13 protein-coding genes are annotated in these 18,630 nt (G+C 37.4%); 3 read left to right on the forward strand and 10 right to left on the reverse strand.

Translation table 11 applies throughout. The features are described from left to right. Positions 1-292: 292 nt before the first annotated feature. Entirely contained in the window at positions 293-541 is a 249-nt protein-coding gene (locus tag RST01_RS01025) for a hypothetical protein (protein ID WP_147193494.1), read from the reverse strand. Positions 542-1,373: 832 nt separating this feature from the next. On the opposite strand from RST01_RS01025, the gene RST01_RS01030 reads away from it, so the two are divergent. Beyond that, complete coding sequence (locus RST01_RS01030) at positions 1,374-1,883, forward strand: YfiT family bacillithiol transferase (protein WP_147193495.1); 510 nt, start codon at positions 1,374-1,376, stop codon at positions 1,881-1,883. Between the two features lie 550 nt (positions 1,884-2,433). Here RST01_RS01030 and parC read toward each other — a convergent pair. After that, positions 2,434-4,872, reverse strand: a complete 2,439-nt coding sequence (parC, locus tag RST01_RS01035; RefSeq protein ID WP_147193496.1) for a DNA topoisomerase IV subunit A — start codon at positions 4,870-4,872, stop codon at positions 2,434-2,436. After that, positions 4,869-6,842 carry a DNA topoisomerase IV subunit B gene (parE, locus tag RST01_RS01040; RefSeq protein WP_147193497.1) on the reverse strand — a complete coding sequence of 658 codons (1,974 nt, stop codon included), beginning with the start codon at positions 6,840-6,842 and terminating at the stop codon, positions 4,869-4,871. The genes parC and parE overlap by 4 nt, the downstream gene beginning before the upstream one ends. A gap of 240 nt (positions 6,843-7,082) precedes the next feature. Between parE and plsY the strand changes: the two genes are divergently transcribed. Continuing rightward, positions 7,083-7,685: a glycerol-3-phosphate 1-O-acyltransferase PlsY gene (gene plsY / locus RST01_RS01045; RefSeq protein ID WP_066787024.1), complete on the forward strand. Its 603-nt coding sequence runs from the start codon at positions 7,083-7,085 to the stop codon at positions 7,683-7,685. A gap of 15 nt (positions 7,686-7,700) precedes the next feature. Further along, entirely contained in the window at positions 7,701-7,988 is a 288-nt protein-coding gene (locus RST01_RS01050; protein ID WP_147193498.1) for a HesB/YadR/YfhF family protein, read from the forward strand. A 61-nt stretch (positions 7,989-8,049) separates the two neighbouring features. Here the strand turns inward: RST01_RS01050 and RST01_RS01055 are convergent, their stop codons facing one another. From RST01_RS01055 to RST01_RS01085, 7 genes are all read right to left on the reverse strand, one after another. After that, positions 8,050-8,472 carry an acyl-CoA thioesterase gene (locus RST01_RS01055; protein WP_147193499.1) on the reverse strand — a complete coding sequence of 141 codons (423 nt, stop codon included), beginning with the start codon at positions 8,470-8,472 and terminating at the stop codon, positions 8,050-8,052. Between the two features lie 135 nt (positions 8,473-8,607). Beyond that, a complete protein-coding gene (gene acnA, locus RST01_RS01060) occupies positions 8,608-11,313 on the reverse strand; it encodes an aconitate hydratase AcnA (protein ID WP_147193500.1) in 2,706 nt (901 codons plus the stop codon). A gap of 665 nt (positions 11,314-11,978) precedes the next feature. Then, on the reverse strand, positions 11,979-13,244 hold the full coding sequence (locus RST01_RS01065; RefSeq protein WP_147193501.1) for a cytosine deaminase: 1,266 nt from the start codon (positions 13,242-13,244) through the stop codon (positions 11,979-11,981). Continuing rightward, entirely contained in the window at positions 13,241-14,524 is a 1,284-nt protein-coding gene (gene codB, locus RST01_RS01070) for a cytosine permease (protein ID WP_147193502.1), read from the reverse strand. Before codB ends, RST01_RS01065 begins: the two co-directional genes overlap by 4 nt. Positions 14,525-14,832: 308 nt before the next feature. Further along, positions 14,833-16,116, reverse strand: a complete 1,284-nt coding sequence (locus RST01_RS01075) for an MFS transporter (protein ID WP_147193503.1) — start codon at positions 16,114-16,116, stop codon at positions 14,833-14,835. Between the two features lie 155 nt (positions 16,117-16,271). Next, complete coding sequence (gene arcC / locus RST01_RS01080; protein WP_066786998.1) at positions 16,272-17,207, reverse strand: carbamate kinase; 936 nt, start codon at positions 17,205-17,207, stop codon at positions 16,272-16,274. An 86-nt stretch (positions 17,208-17,293) separates the two neighbouring features. Next, the gene (locus RST01_RS01085) at positions 17,294-18,568 is read right to left on the reverse strand and encodes a YlbE family protein (RefSeq protein ID WP_066786995.1); all 1,275 of its coding nucleotides are present in this window, start codon (positions 18,566-18,568) and stop codon (positions 17,294-17,296) included. Positions 18,569-18,630: the final 62 nt, after the last annotated feature.

Raw genomic sequence — 18,630 nt, forward strand, 5'->3', positions numbered from 1 at the left:
TCTCAATAATATATGATCAAATATTCATATGTTAAATGTATGCAAACTTAAGCTCTTAATTACTTCACTAGCAATATATGAACAAATGCTCATATATAGTATTGACTACATTATATTCATTAACATAAAAAACGTCAATGAATAAACAGAATTTTAATTAAAATACAAATAAAAAGGATTTGGATAAATAAAAAACCTACACAAAAGTGTAGGTTTTGCCAAAGGAAAGGATTTTCCCAGCCTATTATAAGGAAATGACAAGGAATACTAGTTAGAATTTTGCTTTGATTTTTTAATCCATGATGGTGATTTTGTGTTCATAAAGTTCACCAGGATATTCAATCGACAGAAAAGAAAGTAAAGGCAATCGCAAATCCTTCGTTATACGAAAATGCACATCGTTAAGATGAATGTTGCGACCTAGCTTGTAAATAGATTCGTAAAGGGAATCCTTAGACAGCCATAAAACCCCTTTTTCTTTCTTAGAAAGGTACTCTACTACATAATCCTTATTCTCCTTATTAATAGTTAACGTTAGCATTACATCAATCCCTTCCTCTAACTACTATTCAGTAATGAATAGCCATATTATTATTTCGCAAAAAATGAACCTTATAACTTGTCAGGCCACGTAACTGCGATTTAAGTTTTCTATAATATGGTATGCGCACTGAAAAATTGACTGTTTTTTGATAAAAAAGTATTTTTGTTTAAATTCAAGAATAAATCCATAAATCAACACTAATACTTGAATACTTGAAATAAGAAATAAATACCAGTACCAATTTTGCTTAAAATACCTATTTCCTCAAATGTGCCTTGAAAAGTAAGTTATTACTATAGGCACCTGTTTCATATCAATAATAAACAAAAGAAAAATCCTTCTCATTATTTTACATTTACCATCTATCTAAAAGAATCCCCACTTGCCCTTTCTAATCGTAGAGATGAACAAATCAAAGTCAACTTATTGCCGACTAATCTATATGCTTGGATCAATAACTTACTTATTCCATATCAAAATTTTATATAGTTCATTTATCATTTACATCAGAAGAAGTAAAAAAGAAATATTAAATATTGCTCTTGCGCTTATTGAATTAGACAGAAGCTATACTATCCCAACAGGTTCTATTAGAAAATCATCATTCTTTCTGGAAGATGATGAAAATGTTATGATTGAAATTATTACTACTGTTTCTAACCTTCATGATTTTTTATCCAGATAGACCACGGAGAATGTAGTATTTAAAGTTTCAGTTCGAGCGTATTGGAGAAATTAAAATTAAAGTTAATCTAAAAGAAAGCCTATATTATTTTGAAGACAATTGTGTGAATAGCTTTTAAACTATAAAGAGGAAAAGAGGATTATGATGGATATAAAATACCCAATTGGTAAACTAAATGTTCCTGATAAAGTAACAGTTGAAGATCTACAAGAATGGCTGAGAAAAATCGAGACTTTTTCAAATCGATTAAGAGAAACAGTAGGAACATTAAACGATCAGGAATTAAGCAAAACCTATCGTGATGGTAGTTGGACAGTTCGTCAACTTGTACATCACATCGCAGATTCACAGTTGAACATGTATCAACGACTAAAACTAGCTTTAACAGATGAGAATGCAAATGTACCCGCTTTTGATGAAGAAAAGTGGGCGATACAACCAGATACAAAACTTCCTGTAGAAGCTTCCATTAAAATGTTAGAAGGTATAAATGAGCGTATCGTGTACTTAGGAAATAGTTTAACTGAAGATCAATTAGTTCGATACTTTACTCATCAGATTAACGGTAAAATAACAGTTGCGACAAAACTGGCCAAATTAGCTTGGCATGAGGAGCATCACTTAGCTCATATAAAAATCGCATTATTACAATAATACAATTTTTATGGAAGTGGCTTATCAGTTCGATGAGCCGCTTATTTTTGGGGATTATTTAACCATTCGCTACTTCTCCCCTTACATATACTTCTTCAGGATGTTTGCTTTTATTGCATCAACTCGTAGGATTGTACATATTTTTCGTAATTACTGTTTCAAATGTTCTTAGTCCTACAAATAATACATATATAGTTCAAGTCCTCTCTACCATAATCAAACTATTAAAACTAATAATAATACGATTGCCTAAATTCATTACATTTTTTAAATTCCAAACTTACAATAAAGATGCAATGACAATTATCACCATTCTATATTCATTTGTAGGATATCCAAAATTGTCATTCCCAAAAACAAAAAACCTGAGAGAAAACTGAAAAACAGTTTCTCCCAGGTTTTTATCTTTCTGTGGCATAGCAAGCTGAGGTTTTCTACCAGACAGCCCATTACTATCATTGCGTAATCCTAGAAAAATTGCCTAGAGTGGCAACTTAAAAATTATGTCAGCTAATTTCATCCATATAATAAGTGATTAATGCTTACATATTTATTTAGGATTTCCCTCTTTAGCTGGTAGTTTTAAAATATGAGATATGAAGCCGTCTGTTTTAACATCAATTACATAAGATACATTTGAATATCTTTCAGACAAGCTATAATTTTCTTCTCGCAAATCTTCTTTTAAGCCATTCTCAGTAATTATTTGAATGCCTTCCCCTTTTTCTACATAGACAACCGTATAAATACGGTGTGGTTGCTTTTTGAGCTCTCGAAGTGTAAGTACACCACGTAGTGCACGATTGCCTGTCTCTACTTCATCAAGGGCCATTTTTTTAACGCCTCCGCGTTCTGTAACAATCATTACCTTGCCTTTATGGTTTGGCGGAATAATATTTGCAGCTTTTACCATATCCCCATCCAATAAATTCATCGCTTTTACGCCAGCAGTCCTTATGCCTGCCACCGGTACTTCATCGAGTTTAAATCTTATTGCATAGCTCAGATAGGATGTTAAATAGACTTCCGCACCTGAATCTGCAATTCCAGAAGCTATTATAAGATCATCTTTCTTAAGATTCATCATTTTAAATGGCTTATTATAGCGTTGTACCTGGAAATCTGCCAAAGCAGTTCGTTTAATTTGTCCATTCTTCGTAATGCTGACAACATATTGATCGGTATTAAAATCTGCAACGCCTTCAACATTTATAATTTTTTCTTCAGAGTCTAAAGGAATGATACTTGAAATATGCTGCCCTAAATCTTTCCAACGAATATCTGGTAACTCATGGACTGGAAGGAATATATAATGACCTTTATTTGTAAAGGCCAATATATGCTGTTGCGTATTTAATTGCGCCTCGTACAGTAAATGGTCGGATTCTTTCATGGCAAAATCTTCACCATTTGAAGCATTATACGAACGAATACTTGTCCTCTTTACGTAGCCATCACTAGTAACTGTCACGACTACGTCTTCACTTGGTACTAAAACATCTAAGTCTACTTTAATTTCTTCAATTTTTTCTTCTATTTCTGAGCGTCTTGGTTCTTGGAACGTTTTTTTCACTTCTTTTAATTCCTTTTGTAGCACGCTCACAAGCTTCTTCTCGCTCTCTAATATACTCTTTAGCTCGAGAATCTTTTCTTCAAGTTCTTTCTGTTCTTGCCGAAGTTCCGTAATATCTGTATTGGTCAATCTGTAAAGCTGTAATGAAACAATTGCTTCCGCTTGAATTTCAGTAAAACCAAACTTCTCTTGCAAATTATGCTTAGCATCTTTTTTATCTTTTGAAGCACGGATAGCTGCAATAACTTCATCTAGAATTGATAGTGCTTTCATCAACCCTTCTACAATATGTAAACGGTTGTTAGCTTTATCTAAATCATACCGAGATCGTCTTACAATAATTTCTTTTTGGTGAGCGATGTATGCGTCTAATAGCATCTGTAAACTCATCATAGTTGGACGACGATTGTATATAGCAATCATATTGAAGTTATATGTAACCTGTAGATCGGTATTTTTCAATAAATATTTTAAAATCGGTTCTCCGCTGATTTCTTTCTTTAATTCAACTACTATTCTTAAGCCTGAACGGTCAGACTCGTCACGTACTTCTGCAATGCCATCTAAGCGTTTATCTAATCGCATTTCATCCATTTTTTTAACAAGATTTGCCTTGTTTACATCATATGGAATTTCAGTGATAACGATTTGCTCTTTAGCACCCTTAAGCTTCTCAATTTCTGCTTTAGCTCTAACAATGATCTTTCCTTTGCCTGTTTCGTAGGCTTTTTTAATCCCGTCAACCCCTTGAATAATGCCACCTGTTGGAAAGTCAGGTCCATGCAATACCTGCATTAGTTCTTGAACAGAAGCTTGAGGATTTTTCAAACGCATTAATACTGCATCTAACACTTCAGCTAGATTATGCGGTGGGATGTCGGTCGCATAGCCCGCGGATATCCCTGTTGACCCATTGACTAATAAATTAGGAAAACGTGAAGGCAGTACAGTTGGTTCTAAATCTTGATCATCAAAATTTGGCACTAAATCCACTGTATCTTTTTGAATATCGCGCAGCATTAGAGCTGCAATAGAAGATAAACGGGCTTCTGTATAACGCATAGCAGCAGGCGGATCACCATCGACAGAACCGTTATTGCCATGCATTTCGATTAACATGTGGCGGGCTTTCCAGTCTTGACTCATACGTACCATAGCCTCGTAAACAGAACTATCACCATGTGGATGATAGTTACCGATTACATTTCCGACTGTTTTAGCCGATTTTCTAAAGGGCTTGTCGTGTGTATTGCCTTCCATAAACATTGCATATAGAATACGGCGCTGTACTGGTTTAAGACCGTCTCTTGCATCTGGCAAAGCACGGTCCTGGATAATATATTTACTATAACGACCGAAGCGATCACCGATGACTTCCTCTAAAGGCAAGTCTTGAAATATCTCTGACTGCGTCATGTAAGATCCCCTCCATCATGTTGTATAAATTCGCTTTCTAATATCGTACTGTCTTCTTCAAGGCCAAAGTCCACATGCGATTCAATCCATTTTCTTCGTGGTTCTACCTTATCACCCATCAATGTGGCAACGCCTTTTTCTGCTCTTTCAACATCATTGATTTGAACGCGAACCAATGTCCGTGTTTCAGGGTTCATGGTTGTTTCCCAAAGCTGCTCAGCATTCATTTCACCAAGGCCTTTGTAGCGTTGAAGAATATAACCCTTACCAATTTTCTTAATTGCTTGTTGAAGATCTTTCTCTGTCCAAGCATATTCAATTAATTCTTTGCGCCCAGTCCCTTTTGATACTTTATAAAGTGGCGGCAAGGCAATATATACTTTTCCTGCTTCAACAAGTGGTCTCATATAACGGAAGAAGAAAGTTAAGAGTAATACCTGTATATGAGCGCCATCCGTATCGGCATCCGTCATGATTATAACTTTATCGTAAGCAGCGTCTTCAATGTTGAAATCTGTACCAACTCCAGCACCGACTGCATGAATAATGGTAGCAATTTCTTCGTTTTTCATGATGTCCTGAAGCTTTGCTTTTTCCGTATTGATTACTTTTCCTCGAAGAGGCAAGATGGCTTGGAAAGTACGGTCACGGCCTTGTTTAGCTGAGCCGCCCGCAGAATCGCCTTCGACTAAGTATAATTCATTTTTGGCAGCATTCTTAGATTGTGCTGGCGTCAATTTTCCTGATAAGATAGTTTGTTTTTTGGATTTTTTACCATGACGTGCGTCTTCTCTTGCTTTCCGTGCTGCTTCGCGAACTTGCTGTGCACGAATAGCTTTACGTACAAGCGATGCACTAAGCTCCGCATTCTCTTCCAAAATATACATTAATTTTTGGGATACGACACCATCGACAGAGCTACGTGCTTCTGCTGTGCCAAGTTTGCCTTTAGTTTGACCTTCGAATTGTAATAGATTTTCAGGAATTCGGACTGAGATGATGGCAGCTAATCCTTCACGTATATCTGAGCCATCCAAATTTTTATCTTTTTCTTTTAGGAGTCCGACTTTACGTGCATATTCGTTAAACACACGAGTCATTGCAGCTTTAGCGCCTGTTTCGTGTGTGCCTCCATCACGTGTGCGAACATTATTAACAAAGGAAAGGATAGTTTCGGAATAACCATCATTGAATTGAAAAGCAAATTCAATTTCAATTTCATCTAGTTCGCCTTCAACATATTTTACTGGATGCAATACATCTTTTTCTTCGTTAAGATAGGCTACAAAGGCTTCAATTCCATTTTCATAATGATATACTTCTTGTCGCTCGGTTTCTTCATCAATAAGCTCTATTTTTAAGCCCTTTAATAAAAAAGCAGATTCACGTAAACGTTCAGCTAATGTATCGAATTGATACTTAGTTGTAGAAAAGATTTCTGGATCAGGCTTAAAATGAATAAATGTGCCTGTTTCTTTCGTTTTGCCTAGATTAGCAAGTGTAGTTACGGGCTTACCGCCATTTTCAAAGCGCATGCTGTATTTATGGCCATCTCGGTAAATGGTTACATCAAGCCATGAAGAAAGGGCGTTTACAACAGATGCTCCTACACCGTGCAAACCACCACTTGTTTTATAACCACCTTGTCCAAATTTACCGCCTGCATGCAAAATGGTAAAGATTACTTCAGGAGTTGATTTACCTGTCTTGTGCATCCCAGTTGGCATGCCACGTCCATAATCTCTTACACTAATACTTTGATCTTTATGGATTTTCACTACAATATGTGAGCCAAAACCCGCTAATACCTCATCTACAGCATTGTCGACGATTTCGTATACAAGGTGGTGCAAGCCTCTGCTGTCTGTAGAGCCAATATACATACCCGGACGTTTTCTTACGGCTTCTAAACCTTCTAATACTTGAATATCATCTTCACTATAAGAGGTGATTGTTTGTTTATTTGTCAAAAAATATTCCCCCTAAACACAAACATCCGTTCTACTTTTATAAATCATATACACAATAATAGATACTGTCAACTTCTTGTTCAGTTAGACTCAGGTTTTATTGTATCATTCGTTTAATCTATTGGACAATAAGAACCGGCAATTATTGAGAAAGTTGGTCATTGTGTACGCTTACAGTCTCGTGATAAAATATTATTACAATCTAATAATACCAACTACTAATGTTGGAGGGAGTTTTAAATGAATAGTATTTTAGTTGTTGTATTGGCTTATCTAATTGGTTCCATCCCATCCGGTTTATGGGTTGGTAAAGTTTTTTATAAAACCGATATCAGACAGCACGGAAGCGGAAACTTAGGTGCTACTAATACCTTCCGTACTCTTGGAAAAAAAGCGGGTATAGCCGTTACACTTATGGATATATTAAAGGGCACACTTGCAACTATACTTCCTATTCTAGCTGTTTTCCAAGGAAGTGGTATCCATCCACTCGTTGCTGGCATCATTGCTGTCGTTGGGCACATGTTCCCTATCTTCGCTGGCTTCCGAGGAGGCAAAGCTGTGGCTACGTCTGCAGGTATTTTACTTGGCTACCATTGGCCAATCTTTATCTTGCTCCTTATCGCCTTCCTTCTTTGCTTAAAAGTGTATAAAATGGTGAGTCTAGCATCTATGTTTGCAGCTGTTGTGGCTTTTATTTACGCACTTATTTATGGTATTTTATATAATGAATATCTTTTACTTATCATTATTTCCATTATTGTAGTCTTTATTTTTTATCGCCATAGATCTAATATATCGCGCATAAAAAAAGGAACAGAACCAAAAGTAACATGGTTATAAAAAAGGAGTGTTCTTATGAAAATTGTCATGTCTGAACAAGCATTTCAGTGGTTTTCCGATGAAATGGATGTAGCGCAAGGAGATACCATTCGTTTTTATGCTAGATATGGTGGCTCAAATCCTTTCCATGAAGGGTTTTCTCTCGGCATGAGTCAAGACTCGCCAATTAATCCAAGTGCTGTATTAGAGCATAATGGCACTACTTTTTTTATTGAGCAAGACGATACATGGTTTTTTAACAACCATGATTTATATGTAGATGTAGATCGCCAATTAGATGAACTTAAATTTGATTACAAGTAGATAAAAAATGCAAAAAGCATGCCTAATTCGGGCATGCTTTTTTAAACTATTCATCCAAGAGTTATTTGATTTCTGCAATTTCTTTATATTTATTAAACCACACCGGATTAATTCGTTCAAAAGCAACTGGTCGGAAATTTTCTTTTTTCACCACAATATGTTCGGATGTTGCTGTTGCTGCAATCGTTCCATCACTATGTACGATTTCATAGCCATACACAGTACGAAGACGTTCCTGTGATACAATCCATGTACGTATAATCGCTTTTTCACCATAACGTAGTGCAGCTTTGTAGCTAATATTGACATTCATAACAGGCGATACATAGCCTGCTGCTTCTAATTGAGTCACGCTAAAGCCTAAATCATGAATCAGCTGCGTCCTCCCTAATTCCATCCATATAACATAATTAGCATGGTATACAACGCCCATTTGATCTGTCTCCGCATAACGAATTTCAATTTCTTTTTCACTTACAAACATGTTGTTCACCTCATGTTAAGTATACCGTTATTTTGAGAGAAAATCCTTCCATAGCTTTTCTTCTTTCATTAAATCTCCTTTGTCTTATAAACTAAAACAAGTGCACAAAATTATTGTGCACTTGTTTGAACCATATTATTTAGATAATTTGTTACGTAAAACCATTTGTAGGATACCGCCGTTACGGTAGTAATCTACTTCTACTTCTGAGTCAAAACGAGCAAGCGCTTTGAATGTTTTAGTATCGCCATCTGGAGATGTAGCAGTCACAGTTAGGATATCACGAGGTTTAACTTCATCTGTAATATTAACTGAGAATGTTTCTTCACCAGTCAATCCTAGTGATTCTGAGCTTTCACCATCAACGAATTGTAGTGGTAGAACACCCATCATTACTAAGTTTGAACGGTGGATACGTTCGTATGATTCTGCGATAACTGTTTTAACGCCAAGAAGGTTAGTACCTTTAGCTGCCCAGTCACGTGAAGAACCCATACCGTAGTCTTTACCAGTAAGTACAACTAAGCCTACACGGTTTTTAGCATATTTCATTGCTGCATCGTAGATATACTCTACATCACCTGTTGGCCAGTAAGTAGTGAAGCCGCCTTCTGTACCAGGTGCGATTTGGTTGCGGATACGGATGTTTGCGAAAGTACCGCGCATCATTACTTCATGGTTACCTCGACGGCTACCATAAGAGTTGAAGTTTCGTGGTTCTACGCCATGTTCACGCAAGTATTTTCCGGCAGGTGTATCTTTACCAATTGCACCAGCAGGAGAAATATGGTCAGTTGTAATAGAGTCACCAAATTTCGCTAACACACGCATACCCATAAGCTGTTGAATTGCTTCTGGTTTTGCAGATAGGTTTTGGAAGAATGGCGGATTTTGAATGTAAGTTGAATTCTCATCAAACTCGTAAAGTGAATCTGTAGAAGTTTCAATTGCATTCCATTTTTCATTTGCATTGAATACAGTTTCATATTCTTTTTGGAACAATTCACGTGTAACAACTTTTGAAAGAACGGCATTTACTTCATCAGATGATGGCCAGATGTCATCAAAGAAGACATCATTTCCATCTTTGTCTTTACCGAATGAATCTTTACGTAGGTCTACATCTACAGTACCAGCAAGCGCATAAGCTACTACTAATGGTGGTGAAGCCAAGTAGTTAGCTTTCACTAATGGATGTACACGGCCTTCAAAGTTACGGTTACCTGAAAGTACAGAAGTCACGAATAAATCTTTAGACATGATTGCTTCTTCAATTTCTGGTAATAGTGGACCTGAGTTACCGATACATGTTGTACAACCGTAACCAACTGTATTGAAACCTAGCGTATTTAGGTAATCTTGTAAACCAGAATCTTCTAAGTAGCCAGTAACAACTTTTGATCCTGGAGCAAGTGATGTTTTAACCCATTTAGGAACAGTTAAACCTTTTTCCACTGCTTTTTTCGCAACAAGACCTGCAGCGATTAGAACGTAAGGGTTAGATGTGTTCGTACAAGAAGTAATCGCAGCAATTGCTACAGCACCTGCTGGAATTTCAACATCACCCTCTGCAAATTTAGCAGTTGAAGTTTTTGTGAATTCATCTGGAGTTAAGCCAAAACCTTGAACGCCAGCTGGAGCCACTACTACTTCGTGGTAGCGTGTTTTCATATCTGAAAGCGGAATTAAATCTTGTGGACGTTTAGGGCCTGAAAGATTAGTTTCGATTTCATCTAAGTTAATTTCTAATACATCTGTGTAAGTAGGTTCTAATTCTGGGTCAAAGAACATGTTGTTTGCTTTTAAGTAAGCTTCAACAACGTTGATATGTTCTTCGTCTCGGCCTGTAAGACGCATGTAGCTTAATGATTCATCATCGATTGCGAAATAACCACATGTAGCGCCATATTCAGGTGCCATGTTAGAAATTGTTGCACGATCCGCTAAAGGTAATGCAGAAACGCCTGGTCCGAAGAACTCAACGAATTTGCCGACTACACCTTTTTTACGCAATTCTTGAGTTACTTTAAGCGCTAAGTCAGTAGCTGTTGAACCGCTTGGCAATTTTCCAGTTAATTTCACACCAATTACTTCAGGAATTGGGAAGTATGATGGTTGGCCTAACATACCAGCTTCTGCTTCAATACCGCCAACACCCCATCCAAGAACACCAATACCATTGATCATTGTTGTATGAGAGTCAGTACCCACAACAGAGTCTGGGAATGTTTCGTAAGTGCCATCAGCATTTTCATTCACGTGAACTACTGGAGCCAAATACTCTAAGTTTACTTGGTGAACGATACCTGTTGCTGGTGGTACAGCACGGAAATTATCGTAAGCTGTTTGAGCCCATTTCAAGAAATTGTAACGCTCAGCATTACGTTCGAATTCAAGATCCATATTCGCTTTAAGAGCTGCTTCGTTACCGTATTTGTCAACTTGAACAGAGTGGTCGATAACAAGGTCAACAGGAATTGCTGGATTGATCTCGTTTGGATCTCCGCCCATTTTTTTCATTGCATCGCGTAATGATGCAAGGTCAACTACTACTGGTACACCAGTGAAGTCTTGAAGAACAACGCGAGAAGGTTTGAATGGCACTTCAGCATTTTCGTCTGCATCTTTGCCCCATTTCGCTAAGTTTTCTACATGGTCTTCTTTAATTACATAGCCATCATATTGACGTAATACAGATTCTAATAAAACTTTGATTGAATAAGGAAGGCGTGATACTTGTGCAATACCAGCTTCTTCGATTGCAGCTAAACGATAATAGTTGTAAGATTTACCGTTAACTTCGAATGAAGAACGACTGTTGTGCAAGTTATTGTTTGCCATGTTCGGTTCCCCCTTTAATTATCTACTGAAAAGGGCTTCGTATAAGCTTCTTTTCTCCAATACCAATAATAATAGAAAACAACACATAAGTAAATAACATTAATTTTATAGATTGATATAAATTTTTCTTATCACTTCTCACTTTTCATAAAAAAACATAATCCCACATGATATTACTACCCTGTTACAAGGATGAATACACCTATTTTTTAGAAAAATATATAGAAGATAGGACATTTATGGGAATATAGAAATAAAGAAGTAATATATATCAAATAACCGCAGTTTTAATTATATGTGATAATTTAACTTACACAAAAATTATAAGAGTTTGCACAAGAGGTTTTGCTAATAAAAAAACGAACTAAGTATGACATTTAATCTCATACTAGTTCGATTTCTGATTAATATTTTGCCTGATTACTATTCAATAAGAAAAACTCACACGAAAATTTAGTTTTGTGTTCATTCCAGCTAGTGCTTTCCGCGGGCTTGGCTTCAACCTCCTAGTTCTCCTGCGGGGTTTCGACTCAAGCTTTTGCCGCAGCAGCCGCCGTCTCCAATTCACATCGTTAGATATAATCATCACTACTTAGGACTATGTTCTAAGAAAATGCTTATATGAATATAAAATCTAATTTTATTCAAAACTCTTAAGGAAAATATTATCGATCAAATGTAACTCCCTCTGTAACACCATCTAGCATGATTTTCGTATCTCTAGGCTTTGTTTCAGCTATTATTTCACCATTCCTAATTGAATATAGAACAGAAGCTTGTTTGCGGATTGCATCGTATTCACTCGCTGCTTCTAATACAATCAAGTTCGCTGGCTTCCCTTCTTCTATTCCATATTGTTCTTCTATATCAAGTGTTCTTGCACTGTTGTTTGTGATTAAATCAATTGAATTCACAATTTGGTCATAGCCCATTAGTTGAGTAACATGCAAGCCCATATGTAAGACTTGTAGCATATTGCCAGTACCTAGTGGATACCACGGATCAAATATATCATCATGGCCAAAGCATACGTTGATACCCTCTTCTTGTAGTTCTTTCACACGAGTAATACCTCTGCGTTTCGGATAAGTATCAAAACGTCCCTGAAGGTGTATATTTACCAGTGGGTTTGCAACAAAATTGATATCTGCAAGCTTTAATAGTCTAAATAATTTTGATGTATAAGCTCCGTTATAGGAATGCATAGCTGTCGTATGGCTTGCAGTTACTCGGCTGCCCATCCCGAGGCGGTACGCTTCGGCTGCTACTACTTCCACAAAACGAGATTGTTCATCATCTATTTCGTCACAATGTATATCAACAAGGCGATCATATTTTTCAGCTAACTGAAAGGCAGCTTTTAATGAATCCACACCATATTCACGTGTAAATTCATAGTGTGGAATACCGCCAACCACATCAGCACCCATTTTTAATGATTCTTCCAACAATTCATAGCCATTTGGGTAAGAAAGAATCCCTTCTTGTGGGAAGGCTACCAGCTGTAAGTCAATAAACTTCGCCATCTCTTCTTTTACTTCTAGCATTGCCTTTAGTGCTGTCAGATCTGGATCTGTGACATCAACATGTGTGCGGACATGCTGAATCCCCTGCGCTATTTGCCATTTCAATGCTGTTTTTGCTCTAGTTTTTACATCTTGGGCTGTTAAAGATTCTTTTCTCTCCGACCATCTTTGAATCCCTTCAAACAATGTACCGCTGACGTTCCAGTTTGGTTCGCCTGCTGTCAATGTGGTATCCAAATGAATGTGTGGTTCAATAAATGGAGGAAGCACTAGGCACCCTTGCACATCTATAATTTGTTGGTCGTTCTTTTCAATTTTTTGAGCTATTTTTACTATCTTCTTATTTTGTATATGGATTTGCCATAATCCTTCTCTTTTTCTAAGCTTCGCATTTTTAATGATCATGCTTCTTTCACCTCATTGATTGTCATTGGTTTTACACTTGAAGTAGATTCCGCTTCCTTATTTAATAGAAGGGATAACACTACATAGATTAGAGCTGCGCTGATAAGTCCGTTCAATGGCGGTATGCCCGGTATGAATTTCGCTGCTACAAAACCGATTCCCCATGATACAATTGCGTTCCAGTTGAACGCTTTAAATTTCATTGTTTCAAACTCTTTATACTTGCCTCGGTGTACGATAAAGAAATCTGCAATAATAATCGCACCAATTGGCGGCAGTGCAGCTCCAAGCATAGTGAGGAATCCAACAAAATTGTTGTATAGCCACATAGCTAGAAATGTCCCAACAATGCCGTTAACAATAACTACCTTACTTTTCTTTATTTTTGTAATGTTAGATATCCCTAAACCTGATGCATAAATGGCGTTGTCATTCGTTGTCCAAATATTTAAGCCTAGCACGATAATTGCTGGGATGATTAGCCCTTGTAAAAACATCACTTCTGAAATATCTGATTGCCCTGTTGCAATCGCTCCAATCGCCCCAAACAAGAACATTAACGTATTTCCAACAAAGAAAGCTAGTACTGTAGTGATTACACTTGTCTTTTTCGTATTTGAAAATCTTGTAAAGTCTGGCGTTAAGGTACCACCACTGATGAACGATCCTACACAAATTGTTAGAGCAGCTGCAAAACTCATTGTTTCTTTTGGCTGATGCTGCATGAGAGCGTCAAATCCGCCAAGCATGTCCACTGCATCCCACGCAGAGTAGCTTCCTAATATAACAATCAAAGGTACGGCAATAAAACTTAAGATCGTGAGTGCTTTCATGCCGAAAAAGGCAGTTGCCGTCATAAGTAATCCCATGATAATGATTAAAAGATACGTATCTATGCCAGTTGCTTTATGAACAGGTACAGCGAACATCGCAACCCCTACTCCAAACCAGCCAATTTGGGTTAAGCTTAGGATAAAAGAAGACAGATAAGAACCCTTTAATCCAAATGCGTAACGCGTCAATAAGTGTGTAGATAAACCTGTTTTCGCAGCTATATAAGCGAGAGTGCCTGTGTATGCACCTAGTAATAGATTACCTAAAAGAACAATGACAATAAATTGTTTCATTGATAAGCCTAAGCCAAGTGTTCCTCCAGAGAGCATACTAGCTGAGAAGAAAGTAAAGCCAAGCATTACTACCAACATTCTAAAGAAACCGTTTCGGTGTGACGCGGGCACCGCCTGCAATGAAAAGTCTGCGTCTACTTTTTTGTTTTCCATACAAAACATTCCTCCTGTTTTAGAACAATCTAAAACTGGTACCGAGAATAGGATCTTCGGTATCGTACCTGCAGGGAAAACAAAAGAGGCTTCTTGCCATAATTCTGACAAGAAGCCTCTTTTTCAGCATAGAAAAAGGGCATAATCTAACACCATCTTTTTCTAAGCAATTCCGCTGTCCTTGTCAGCCTCTCTGGACTGATTTAAAGGTACCAGTATTAAGTTAAATCTATTATCACAAATAACAAAGCTATAGTCAATAGATTTTTTATTTAAAGCGAAAGTGATTTTATTTTTAAAACTCTAAATTATATGGTAATGTGGGTAGATTCATTAACATCCTTCCGTTTCTCTAAAATCAAAAGTGCACCGATGACACCAATTAATGAGAAAATCACCGGTATAATAAAGCCGTATTGATAACCAGTATTTACAGACGACGAATGAAAATGATCTAAAACACTACCAAAAATGCTTGGCAATAATACAGCGCTTAAAAAACCACCCGTATTTGCAAAGCCTGATACTACGCCCACTTCTTTCATATCGAAAGAATTTCTTACCACGGCGAATGTCAACGCACTCGCTCCATTACCGTATCCAATAATAAAGAAAAGTACATAAAGCATGCCCATGGGAGGTTTACCCCCTAAAAACAAGAAAGCGGTCCAGCATGCAAAGACAAACAATTGAACAATTATATAAGGCCTTTTTATTGTACCTATACGGCTAGTTATCCAGCTTGTTAGCGGAGCGCCGATTATTGCTCCAAATAACCCAATCATGACTAGCTGGCTCGCATCCTGACGACTCATACCATATAGATGCATACCAAATGGAACTGCCCACGAACCAATGAAACCGACATAGGTACCGACCAACCCAAAATGGCATAAGAAGGTTGCCCAAGCTTGGCGCTCGGTAAAGATTCTGCGCAATAAAATCAAAGTCTTTTCTCGCTGTGGCTTTTCTTTTTTAATTGACTGCGTGATGTCTTGAGAAATACTCTTCTCCATCTTTTTAGGATGTTTAACTAGCACTAAATAGAGAAGAATCCCACATAGGCATAGTAATATGCCTACTGTTAAGAATGGAGTTCTCCATCCTGTAGCAGTAATCCATGATGAAAATGGTACAGTTGCAAATAAAAATCCAAGACTCCCACTCATACCTGCTAACCCTAGCAAACCTACAAATTCTTTCAATTTGAACCATTGACTTAATATTAGTACTAGATTAATCCAGATAGTAGCGTCACCTATTCCTACTAATAACCTCGCAAAGAAAAGGAAAAACTCATTAGAAGAGAGACTGTACATAAGGGTGCCTAGCCCATTTACAATAGCTCCACCAACCAAAAAATAGTTTGGACCAAATCGATCAGAAAGAATTCCAACCGGTATTTGCAGACCAGCGTAGGCCATAAACTGGATGCTTGTCAAAAGTCCAATTGTTGAGGCAGGTATACTAAATTCACCCATTAATTGATCTGTTATTAAGCCTGGGGCAGTTCGCTGACTTGCAATTAAAAGATATGTAACTAAAACGGTTGTGAAAACAACCCATCGGAACTTGCTATCCTGCTTTTTCAAAAGCAACACTCCTGGCTTTATAGATTTACTTTTTTCATTTTACTATACATTCTATGAAAAACTGTATTACCATTTTTTATATTTATATCGCTACTGATAAATAAAAACAGACGGAGAAATATGAACTCTTCTCCGCCTGCTTTCACTTTAAAATTTTATAATGTTACACGAGTACCTGTTTTACCTTCAAGAGCTTCTTGAAGTTTGTCGATAGAAGTGATTACGACATTTTTGCCGCCTTTTTTCAAGAACAAAATAGCAGCTTCGATTTTCGGACCCATGCTTCCTTTAGGGAAGTGACCTTCGTCCATGTAACGCAATGCTTCATCAATAGTCATTTCTAATAGGTTTTGTTGTTGTGGTGTACCGAAATGAATCGCTACTTGTTCAACACCAGTCAAGATGAATAGGTAATCAGCATTGATGTCAGCTGCAAGCAATGCACTTGCAAAGTCTTTATCAATAACTGCTTCTACACCTTTAAGCATACCATTTTCTTCAATTACAGGAATACCACCGCCACCAGCAGTAACTACTGTGATATCTTTTTCTAATAAAGCTTCAATTGCTTCTTTTTCTACAATGCGAGTTGGTTTTGGAGAAGCAACTACGCGTCTGTAGCCTCTACCGCTGTCTTCAACGAAGCTTACATTTTCTTCTGCAGAAATTCTATCAGCTTCTTCTTTAGTAAAGAAAGGACCAATTGGCTTAGTTGGATTTTCAAAAGCTGGATCGTCTTGAGAAACAACTGATTGAGTGATAACAGTTGCAACAGTTTTATTAATGTTTTTCTCTGTCATTTTGTTTTTAAATGCTTGTTGAATTAAGTAACCTAAGTTACCTTCAGTTTCGGCATCTAAAACATCAAGTGGATAGTTAGGAATAACAGATTCTGCCATTTGAGATTTAATTAATGAATTCCCTACTTGTGGGCCGTTACCATGCGTGATAACTACTGTGTTACCTTGTTCAACTAATTTAAGAACTGGTTCACAGCTTTCATTGATATTTTGTTGTTGTTCTTCAATTGTACCTTTTTGGCCTTCTTTAATAATCGCGTTACCGCCGATTGCTAAAACGATTTTGTTCATTAATTTCTCTCCTTAAAAGTAAAAATAATAATATTCTTGTCAGAAAGAAGGAGAGGACGATGCCTCTCCTTCATCATTTGATCAGACTATTGTGGGTCGATAAGACCTAATTTAACTGCATAAGCATCGATTGCTTTTTCGAAGCAAGCTAATGGTGCACGAACAGTACCTGCGCCGATTTGGCCAACTCCAGCTTCTTTGTGTGCAATACCAGTGTTGATGACTGGTTCAATTCCTAATTCAACAACTTTTCTTGCATCGATTCCTAGGCAAGAACCTTGGAAATCCCAAGTTGGAATAGAGAAGTTTGGGTTTTGGTCAATACAAATTTCAAGCATTTCATTACTTGTTTTTAGTGCATCTTCAAATCCGCCTGCACCTACAAAACGTGTAACACCAGGAGCAGCAATCATAGCAAAACCGCCGACACCGAATGTTTCAGTGATTGCGCTATCACCCATATCTGAGCATGCCATGTCTTGTGAATAGCCAGTAAAGAACAAACCTTGTGGTGTGTTTACAGGAGCAGTAAACCATTGGTCGCCCATACCTGCGATGCGGATACCAAATTCGTAACCATTACGGCACATAGCTGTTACAACAGTACCATGTTGGATAGTTCTAGCAGTATCCATAATTGATTTACCTGTCGCCATTGCAATATTTAGGAAGAATTGATCTGTATCTGCTAAGAATTTAATTACAGCTTGTTTTTCTTCTTCGCTTGCATCTGTTTTTAAGATATAAGGAGCGATCTCTTTTAAGAAAATAAGTGAACCAGCGATATTACGTTGGTGGAATTCATCACCCATTGTGATAGCTTTAGCGATCATTACGTTGATGTTCATGCCATCTTCAGTTTCTTTAAGAGCTTTAGAAAGAACTGGTCCAAGAACATCTCTCATCCAAGCTAGACGATTTGTTACTTCTTCAGAGTAAGCACCGAAACGAAGAACTTTACCGATACCTTCGTTCATTGTGCAATAAGCACGGTTTCCTCCGTCACGGTTTTCTACAACTAGAACAGGCATGCTTCCAGAAGTGATACCGCCCATTGGTCCAACAGCATTTACGTGGTGGCAAGGAATGAATTCTACTTCACCGTTTTCTAACATTTTGAAAGCTTCATCTGCATTAGATGCCCAGCCTTCGAATAATGCAGCACCTACGCAAGAACCTTGCATTGGGCTTGGCATGTTTTCCCATTTAGTTGGAGGGCCTGCATGAAGCAAGACCTTTCCGTTTAATTCTTCAATAACTGATTTTGCTGGAACCACATCTAATAAGAATGGTGCACCTGCAACAATTTTATCTAACACGGCGCGGTTAGCTTCATCGATTGTATTATATTGTCCGTACATACTATTTTTCCTCCAATTTCAAGAACTGTACTTCCACTTTTTGATTCTCTTGCTTAAGCAGA

Source organism: Rummeliibacillus stabekisii (assembly GCF_007988965.1).
GTDB classification, from domain to species: Bacteria; Bacillota; Bacilli; order Bacillales_A; family Planococcaceae; genus Rummeliibacillus; species Rummeliibacillus stabekisii.